Annotated in this window: 8 protein-coding genes; 1 reads left to right on the forward strand and 7 read right to left on the reverse strand. The window is 43.5% G+C overall.

Annotated elements, in window-relative coordinates; genetic code table 11:
* Positions 1-387: 387 nt before the first annotated feature.
* Positions 388-888: an RNA polymerase sigma factor gene (locus VIP81_RS01320; RefSeq protein ID WP_331956673.1), complete on the forward strand. Its 501-nt coding sequence runs from the start codon at positions 388-390 to the stop codon at positions 886-888.
* Between the two features lie 66 nt (positions 889-954).
* Here VIP81_RS01320 and VIP81_RS01325 read toward each other — a convergent pair whose 3' ends face one another.
* The 7 genes from VIP81_RS01325 to VIP81_RS01355 form a co-directional block, all read right to left on the reverse strand.
* Positions 955-2172, reverse strand: coding sequence for a sterol desaturase family protein (locus VIP81_RS01325; protein ID WP_331956674.1), 1218 nt, complete (start codon positions 2170-2172; stop codon positions 955-957).
* Between the two features lie 223 nt (positions 2173-2395).
* Complete coding sequence (locus VIP81_RS01330) at positions 2396-3808, reverse strand: RtcB family protein (protein ID WP_331956675.1); 1413 nt, start codon at positions 3806-3808, stop codon at positions 2396-2398.
* An 81-nt stretch (positions 3809-3889) separates the two neighbouring features.
* Positions 3890-4954 carry an AAA family ATPase gene (locus VIP81_RS01335; RefSeq protein ID WP_331956676.1) on the reverse strand — a complete coding sequence of 355 codons (1065 nt, stop codon included), beginning with the start codon at positions 4952-4954 and terminating at the stop codon, positions 3890-3892.
* A gap of 670 nt (positions 4955-5624) precedes the next feature.
* Complete coding sequence (locus tag VIP81_RS01340) at positions 5625-6005, reverse strand: hypothetical protein (protein WP_331956677.1); 381 nt, start codon at positions 6003-6005, stop codon at positions 5625-5627.
* A gap of 64 nt (positions 6006-6069) precedes the next feature.
* On the reverse strand, positions 6070-6636 hold the full coding sequence (locus tag VIP81_RS01345) for a DinB family protein (RefSeq protein ID WP_331956678.1): 567 nt from the start codon (positions 6634-6636) through the stop codon (positions 6070-6072).
* Positions 6637-7215: 579 nt separating this feature from the next.
* Entirely contained in the window at positions 7216-8298 is a 1083-nt protein-coding gene (locus VIP81_RS01350; RefSeq protein WP_331956679.1) for a PA0069 family radical SAM protein, read from the reverse strand.
* A 67-nt stretch (positions 8299-8365) separates the two neighbouring features.
* The coding region (locus tag VIP81_RS01355) for a MutS-related protein (protein WP_331956680.1) at positions 8366-9594 on the reverse strand (1229 nt) is incomplete at its 5' end.

A 9594-nucleotide genomic window follows, 5' to 3' on the forward strand; every position in this document is an offset into this window, starting at 1 on the left:
TGTCTGTTGCATGTTTAAACATCTGGTTGAAAGACATGGGCAGCGATATGCAAATATGTATCCAAAGATTGGGCAACAGCTAATTTTAAGATAATTATAATATATACTTTTTCATAATGTAATAAATCGTTATTATAAAAATCCTTTTGTTACTCTTTTACGTTAATCTAGGGAGAGTCGACCATGCATTACCTGTTTTGAAAATTTGATTATCACTACTTAAACTACCACCTTTTTTATCGATCTAAGTACTGGCATTGAGTGAATTGCTTGAGAATCAATTAAATTAATTAAAGAAAGTCATGTTTTAACCGCCGCCTGGCATCCTCTGAATACATCTTTTACCCCTTTTTTTGTTTAAATTAGTTAAGGCAAAACTTAAACATTATGTCGTCTGTTGAATTTAACACCTTGCTTATCGGAAACGCCGATTTCCTGAAACCCTTCGCTTTTACCCTCACGAAAGACGCCGAACAGGCAAAAGATCTTTATCAGGAAACCCTTTTCAGAGCCCTTTCCAACCAGGAGAAATACCTGGAAGGCACCAATATCCGCGCGTGGCTATTCACCATTATGCGAAATATTTTTATTAACCATTACAGAAAAAAATTGAAACATCGGATGGTAGCAGAACCGAGCGCCAGCGATTTCTTCATTAATTATCACCAGCATACTGTTACTAATAAAGCGGCCTCTAACTTACAGATGAAAGATATCCACGTGGCAGTATATCACCTGCCTAATATCTTCAAAAAGCCATTTATGCTTTATTACGAGGGGTACAAATATTTCGAGATTGCAAATATTCTACAGGAACCGCTGGGAACGATTAAAAGCAGGATACATTTCGCCCGGAAAATACTCAAATCGCAGGTTCCAAGACAATAACAAACCACGCAAACATTAACATAAACTATCCAGCCCGAAAATAACTTTCAGGCGGGATAAACCTGTCTATGAGCGGTAATAACCATATACCAGCCGCAGATAGTGTTCCTTGAGATGGGATTGGAAATAAAATGCCGTCACCATGATAATGGCAGCCGCACAAAGGAAACCCGGATGAGGCCAGATATAATAACCCCCCAGGCATAACACCAGATAGCGGGCATATTCCAAATAAAATACCCATTTCTTTTGCTCCATAATAGCGCCACAGTTGATCAGCGTAAGCAGAATCAGCAAGGCAACACATACCTGTATAAATACAGGCACATAATGTTCCAGCAACAGAAAAGAAAATAATACAAGCAGCGTGGCCACTATTTGCCACAACACATAATTAAAAAGTTTAGGCGTTTCCGTTATATGCGGATTGCGTAGCAGGAATTTATCCTCCAGCGCCTGTCTTGCTCCCGGATCAACATTATCTGGTTTGCCGAAAATGATACGCAGCCTGTTTCTCCAGCCCTTCGCCTGCCTGGCCGAATAAAGCATCTCCAGTATAAAATGAAAATGCTGCCACAGAAAGCTATTGCTTTCCAATGGCTTCGTTAAACCATACACCGGTTCTTCCTCTTCTTTCACAAAAGTGCCGAATAACTTATCCCAGATGATAAATACATCTCCATAATTTTTATCGAGATACTGAGGATTACTGGCATGATGTACCCGGTGATGCGAAGGCGTAACAAGAATATATTCAAGGATACCCAACTTCCCGATAGTACGGGTGTGAATGAAAAACGGATATAATCCATGCACCAACAACATGCTCGTAATCATCGCAGGAGGAAAACCGATTACGGGCAGAATAGCCCAGAACCCGGTACGCACAAATGCCTGAAACACGGTAATACGCGCAGATACGGTATAGTTAAACTCTTCACTCTGATGATGTACCACATGCGCACACCAAAACACGGTTACTTCATGCGCCAGCCGATGATACCAATACCAGATAAAATCGGTACATATCAGCAACGCTACCCACAACAATACACTGGATTTAATATCAAAGATGGCGTAATGACGATACAGATAATCGTATACAAAATAAAAAAGCCCCACTGTAAACGTGTCCAGTAAGCGCTCGGCTATACCCACACTCAGGTTGGTAATGGAATCATTGAACTTAAAATAAGTCTTCCCTTTTTTACGTGACACCAGGTATTCCAACCCAATGAAAGTCAGGAAAAAAGGAACTGCCAATGCCAGGTAGTTTAAATGCACTTGTTTAAATTTTAAATCCGGAAATCCTTGATCATAAGACATAGGCTCATACACGGTGCCAGCCCATGTATAGGTATCATAAATAAGTATCTGGTGGTGGTAAACTAACACAATGATAAGTAATAAAAATTAAATATCCTACTATTTTACTAGACTAATAAAAACGAAAGGCGAAAAACAACTTTCGTCGTCTTCCGCCCCCGCGTCATTGCATCTGTTTTTATTAATCTTCCGGAGATCCACCGTCGGCCATTCTCACCACTTTAGGAACAAAACTTCCAATCACTTCCACCAGGTCCGTTTGTGCAGCCATCACCATATTGATATCCTTGTATGCACCCGGTGCTTCATCCAATCCGCCACCAATCAATGTAACACCATGCTCCTGCAATATCTGTGTCAATTGCTGATCTGTAATCGACTTCTGTGCCTGGGTACGGGACATCAGTCGCCCGGCGCCATGCGATGCCGATTGCAGGCTACTCACCTCTCCTTTTCCTCGCACAATAAATCCAGGCGCCGTCATAGATCCGGGAATAACACCCAGTACTCCTTTGCCGGCAGGTGTGGCACCCTTACGGTGTACAATCACTTCTTTGCCCTCATACGTCTCTTTCCAGGCGAAATTATGGTGGTTCTCTACCCTTGCCAGCAAGGTTGCTCCCATGGCCGCTATTAACCGCTTATGGATCAAATGATGACAGGCAGACGCGTAGTCACCCGCCAGGTTCATGGACAGCCAGTATTCCTGCCCCGCTTCTGAATGCAGATCCAGATAAGCCAGATGCCGCGCTTTCTCCGGCAACGGACACAAGTCTTTTGCCACCTGCGTATAATGCCCGGCGATTTGCGCACCCAATCCACGGGAACCGGAATGCGATAACAACGCCACATAGTTACCTGGCGCTAACCCCCACTCATTCTGTGCATCTGTGATAGTGGCAATCCCCCACTCCACAAAGTGGTTACCAGAACCGGAAGTTCCCAGCTGCCCTGCTGCCTTATCAAACAGATTTTTCACGAAACGTATCTCCTTAAACTCGTTTCTTTCCAATACCGGATCTGCCTCTCTTGTCTTCCACTCCACACCGGCACCGAATTTCGTCCAGTTCATCAATTGCTTTTTGTATTCACCGGTATTTGTCAATAAAGATTGTTCCGGTAAATCCAGTATACTCAAACACATACGACAACCAATATCTACACCCACACCATAAGGAATCACGGCGTTATTTGCCGCTAATACTCCCCCAATAGGCAACCCATACCCCTGATGCGCATCCGGCATTAAAGACCCGGCCACGGCAACGGGTAAACGAACGGCGTTATTCAACTGTTGTATTGCACCATCCGCAATATTGCCTAACCCAAAAACCGCGTATGGAACAGGGGTTTCACGCAATGCAATCTCAACAGGCGCCGCTGGTGTCAGCAACTGCTCCGCCACGGGCCCTAACTTATCATCGGCCAGATAAGCAGCAGGATCCGCCAATACTTTCTTTAAAATATCTATGGCTTCGTCACGGGTCAGATGACTGAAATATTCTTCCATCACTTTGATGGCTAAACGAAACACGGGTCTTTTGGGGTAACCTAATTCCAGTAAGGTTTTACCACCTACTTTAAATTTTGACATATAGGGTCATTTTTGTCATACCATTCTTCCTGCAACAAATGTTGCAGGGTCACTTTTGAATAGGGTCATTTATATTCCAGCTTATGCCGTTTCTTCCAGTACTTCTCTTCTGAATCCAATCACATGTTGCTTTCTTTCAAAAGACGGCTCATGTTGATTCGCTATTTCTGCAATGGTCATAGGCTTAGTAATCACACTATCGAAACCCATATGCTTTGATAATTGTTGTGCTTTATCTATCTGCAGGCGCTTAAATTCATACTTCGCAATTAACCGGCCTTTACGCAGCAAAGCGCTATCTATGGAAGATAAATCACTGTTAAACGAACATACCAGTTGTATATTCAAACAGTCTGCCAGCAAGCCGTCCGATAGATTCAACAAATTAGACACAGATGAATTTCCGGAAAACTTTCTATCCATAATTACATTTTCTGCATCTTCTATGATCACCACACAATTAGGATTATCGATGAGCAATTCCATGAATTCCGGATTCATAATATTGTTGGCCAGATCCGGCGAAACAAAGAGTACACGCTTCTTAATTCTGCCAATCAGATAACGCAGATAAGTTGTTTTCCCTGTTCCGGGCAAGCCATGCAGCAAGACAATCCCTTTGTCTTTATCTTTCTTCAGACGTTGCTGTATTACTTTATCTATCTCTTTAAATTCTTCTTCATAAAACATTCCTATATCCAGTCGGGTGCGTTTTATTTCCAGGCTTTTTAGCTCCAGTCCTTTGCGACCACTGGTGATAAGATTTATTTCATGTGGTTCTCTGCGTTGCTTTTCTTTATAGCGTGTAACCATGTCCGTTACCTCTGTTACAAAAGCAGCCACTTGTCCGTTGTGCAAAATTTCGCACCAGGATTGCCAGAATGCTACCACGCAATTATTATTCAACACCATCAGGGTTTGATTATGCTTATACTTCTTCTTTTTGTTGTCATAATCAGTATACCGATGGGTATGCGTAATAATATTTGCATATGTTTTAGCAAAAGCGGCGGCGGCCTTATCGCCATCTACTTCATAAATATTGTTGATATCAGGGATCGCGTTAAAATGAACCGTATACACTCCCTTCGGATCAAAATGCTCACCATCAGTGATTTCGATGTTATTATTAACTATATGCTTCATGTTACGTTATCTCGTTATTGTGAATATATCCCTGCTGATAAAGATTTCCCGGAGCGCTGTGGCCCCGGGCAAATCGTATTTATCATGGGGGAAATTACAAGTTATCCTTATGATAACCTGATGTTGGGGGTTAAATTGCAAACAGAGACGAAAAAATATATCTTCAAAAGGAGAAGAAAGCGGAGCAGGATTACTCCGCCTGCCTGTTTTTATATGTACCTCCTCAAATAATCTTTTTTTGCAACACAAAAAAACCCGGTCTGTTTTCACGGACCGGGTTACTAACGTTAACGTATACACTACGTTAAGGCATAACCTGGCCCTTTAGCATTAATACTATTAATGCTATCCTGAAACCATTTACTGCGGCGGATCTGAACCCGTTCTGTAATTGCTGGTAAATTCATTATCACTAAACGATAACAAAAAAGCCCGGATCCAAGGACCCGGGCTTCTGTTACTTTTACAAATATTTTTGATCTACCTGTAAACATAAAACGCCCGGAACCCGCCACTGCCTTGCTCGAAGCAAGGAATTGCGTTGTCCATATCTAGATTGAAGCGTTTCATTTTTATAAGTTTTCTTTTATTATCAATTTTAACGATGCAAAGATAACAGGATATATTTTGATATTGCAAATTTTTAACAAAATATTTTCAAATATTTTTTCTATGCTTCCTTCAGCGGCATTTTTTTGTTTTCAAAATTTAAGGCTGTATCTATTACCTGTAGCGGGTTTCCCTCATATGTCCCTGATTCGAAACTATTCTTGTACATCTTCCGGATATCCCGCTTCAACTTATCTGTTTTGAGAATCGCTTTTACCGTAAATGAGCTAAAGGCATTGATGTAGCTTATCTGTTCCCTCGGGCGTATAGCCTTTAGGGATAGCCAGCCCTTCTTCACACCGTGAAACAATACCTCTGTGGGCGTAAACAAACTGGAAGCTCCGGCAGGCAATAAAGCAGGGCCATTGTCTGAAGATCTGAAAATGGATCGCGAAGGATATTCTTTCTGATAGAATAGCAGCAAAAAGCCGGAAGTGTGCATACTTCCGGCTTCAGTAACCAATCGGGACTAACAAAAACAGATGTTGATGGTCGACCTTAAAAAATTATATTAATACCGCACTCTCTTCGTACTCCTTCTGGAGCCGCTGCATCTGACGGATATGCCGGTCAATATGCTTGGTGAGGAAATAGATGTATTGGTATATATCGAGCTTACCCAGCTGATTTACAGACATATTAGTAAACACCAGGACTCCTTCTCCATTTTTGAGGAGAGACAGGTTATACATGCATTGTGCATACTGCTGTTTCAGGAGGGCTTTTACCTCTTGTATATTTTTAAAGCCAGTAGGCTCCATATGTTCGGGTCTTACCCAACCAAAGGATTTACTGCCGATAACATCTATCTGGCTAAATTTATCCTGATAATCCGCCGGGAGTATTACGGTGTGGCCGGTCTTCTTACGTTCCAGCGCACGACGGGTACTTTTGTTGATGATCAGCAACAGGAAATAATTGGTCAGCGTAATATGCTCCAATACTTCTCTGATATTCCACTGATCGCGGTCTGGTTTGAAATGCAGTAATGCCTGGTCTTTTTCAAACCACTGATCTAACTCTTTGAAATTGGTGAGTAATGCCTCTCTTACAACTTGAATAACGTTTCTCATCATCTAACGTTTTTGGGATTATGCACTTTGCTGTTTGCTAATGAAATGGGTTAGCGCATAACTTCATTTAAAAAATATTTTGTTTGCCATTTTTATGCCGGATTTGGCCACAAAAAAACCCGGCCGTATTTACGGACCGGGACTAATAATGTAGAGAGAGATCTCACATTACCGCATACCGAGTCCGTATGGCTTTTTTAAGGCAAAGCCATCCCGTTTACACCACGAGGTGTATTTTTTTTGCATTACAGTTATCTTTTGAAATTCTTTCAATGTCGTCATTTCAGTACTGCTTCAAAAGCAAAAAGTCCCACACCTTCTCGAGTGCGGGACTTTTGTTTATATCGTTTGATAACTTTTTCTATCGTTAACAATCGGTGCAACACGCCCGCAATCTGGCCTTGACCTGCTTTTGTTTGCAGGCCATCGCTGAAATCTCGTATGTTGATATAAGTTGCACAGTTATTTTTGTTCTTGAAACAAAGATAATTTTTATTTTTTTTATTACACAAAAAAACACCCTACTTTTTTCATAGACTTAACAATTAGTTTAAAGTGCAACTATTTCATATGGGTATATCAGAACAAACTCAATTGTGAATTTGGCCGGCGGAAAGCCTCTGTATTGAATTCGAAGCGTTCCTGGTTCAATCCGTTCTTTTTGGTGTGAATTTTAAATTGTTGTCTGATGAGTTCTGCGATGTTCCCTTCTCCCCTCATCCGGCGTCCAAATTCGCTGTCATTCACCTGTCCGGCGTGCATTCCTTCTATATGATGCCATACCTTATCCGCCCGGTCAGGGAAGTTTTTATAGAGCCAGTCGTTAAAAATGATCTTTACAGCATCGTTGAGACGTACCACCGTATAGCCGGCATACTTAGCCCCATTGGCAGCTGCGGCTTCCAGCAGGCGGGGAATTTCATGGTCGTTCAGGCCGGGAATAATGGGCGCGGTCATAACGCCAACGGGTATACCGAGATCGCTCAGCTCCTTCACTACCTTAAGCCGTTGTACCCCGGTAGCTGTACGTGGCTCCATTTTCAGCCGCAGGTCCTCCTGCAGCGTGGTAACAGACAGGTACACGCATACCAGGTTTTCCTGAGCCAGCTGCTGCAGCAAATAGCGGTCCCGCAGTACCAATGAGTTTTTAGTGATGATGCCCACCGGCTGTTTATACTCTAACGCCACCTCCAGCAGCTGCCGGGTGAGCCACATTTTGCGCTCCACGGGCTGATAACAGTCGGTATTGCCCGACAGGGAAATGGGCTTGGGCACCCAGTTCTTGTTATCCAGGAACTTACGGAGCAACGCCGGGGCATTATGTTTTACGATGATTTTACGCTCGAAATCAAGACCGGCACTCAGGCCCCAATACTGGTGCGTGTTCCGGGCATAGCAGTAAATACAGCCATGCTCGCAGCCCTGGTAAGGGTTCATGGAAAACCACATCCCCACATCCGGACTGTCTACCTTGTTGACCAGCGTCTTTGCATGTTCTTCAAATATTTGGGTAGGTACATCCGCCTGCCACCACTCGTCAATACCTTCGGCATGTTCCTGCGCATATTCATCCGTGAGAAATTTATTCTTCGGATTAATCTGCGCACCACGGCCTTTATGATATTGAGGCGCTGATCCCCCTTCCTGGAACGGCAAAGTCATAACTAAATATTTTAGTAAAACTACTAAAATATTTAGTTATTTGTAAAATTTGTTTTAAGCGGTCAAATTAGATAATCTCCATCTGCTTCATCAGGAAGGTGGCATTTTTGTTACGTGCAATGCCTTCGCGGATGCGATAGTCGAAGTAAAGATGATCCTCCTGGATAGTGCTTTCGAAGCAGTAGTTGCGGATCTTGTTGGGATAGGCATCTTCCAGCTGCCCCAGTTCCAGGTCGTGCGTGGCAATCATACCCAGACAATTATACCGCAGGAAATGCTCTATCAGGCTGCGGGAGCCGGAGAGTTTGTCTTCCGAATTGGTGCCTTTGAGAATTTCATCTAACAAAATAAATACCTGCGCTCCTGTTTTCAGCTGACGGATAATATGCTGTAAACGCAGCAACTCCGCCTGGAAATAGGAAGTGTGGCTGGCGATGGAATCTTTGATACGCATAGAAGTCATGATATGCATAGGACTGAATAGCAGCCGGTCTGCACATACCGGTGCGCCACACATGGCCATCAGTAAATTGGCGCCCACACTACGCAGGAAGGTACTTTTTCCGGACATATTAGATCCGGTGATGATCAGGAAGCTGTCTTTTACGCCAGCAGCGCCGTCATTTTTCACACATTCGCTGGCGGGGATCAACGGATGCCCCAGCGCAGTAGCTTCCAGCACACGCGCTTCCTGTGGCTCCGGCCAGGAAAACTGCGGATGATTATACGCATAGGTGGCGAGACTATTCCACAATTCGAATTGCGTAATCACATCAAACCATTTGACGATCTGCAGCTTGTGTTGCTGCTTCCAGCGCTCCAGTCGCAGGATACAATGGAAGTCGTATAACATCAGGGAATTGAGGATTAACCCTACCAGCAGGTTCAAACGCTGATCAAAGGCGCCGCTTACCCGCGCCAGTCCCTGCAAAGCCACATCTGCCTCTTTCGCAATATCCTGCTGCTCCTGGAGTAAGGCAGACTCCTTAAAAGCACCCGTTTTAATCAGGTTGAGCAAAATCGAAAACTTATCCAGTATGCGCTCCTTACGGGACATGAGTCCATACTGCGCCATGATGTCTTTCTGGTTAATACCCAGTAAAAACCAATTCACGATAATCATCATCGTTAAGGGATACCAGTGCCCGCCCACAATGCCATAAGCGATAGATGCTGCCACCAGCAAGGGACTTAACCAGATGGCCGTCTTGATCAGTTTACTATTGATAAAATGAAAAGGCATTTCCAGCCAGGTGGCAATTTCCCGGCGGTCGCTCTCCTCTTCTTTTGCGAGCA

Source organism: Chitinophaga sp. (assembly GCF_036566945.1).
Lineage (GTDB): Bacteria > Bacteroidota > Bacteroidia > Chitinophagales > Chitinophagaceae > Chitinophaga.

Excerpts from the sequence above, each read along its gene's own strand:
- VIP81_RS01320 (WP_331956673.1), top strand. The coding sequence starts at position 388 with ATGTCGTCTGTTGAATTTAACACCTTGCTTATCGGAAACGCCGATTTC.
- VIP81_RS01330 (WP_331956675.1), bottom strand. The coding sequence starts at position 3,808 with ATGTCAAAATTTAAAGTAGGTGGTAAAACCTTACTGGAATTAGGTTAC.
- VIP81_RS01335 (WP_331956676.1), bottom strand. The coding sequence starts at position 4,954 with ATGAAGCATATAGTTAATAATAACATCGAAATCACTGATGGTGAGCAT.
- VIP81_RS01340 (WP_331956677.1), bottom strand. The coding sequence starts at position 6,005 with ATGCACACTTCCGGCTTTTTGCTGCTATTCTATCAGAAAGAATATCCT.
- VIP81_RS01345 (WP_331956678.1), bottom strand. The coding sequence starts at position 6,636 with ATGAGAAACGTTATTCAAGTTGTAAGAGAGGCATTACTCACCAATTTC.
- VIP81_RS01350 (WP_331956679.1), bottom strand. The coding sequence starts at position 8,298 with ATGACTTTGCCGTTCCAGGAAGGGGGATCAGCGCCTCAATATCATAAA.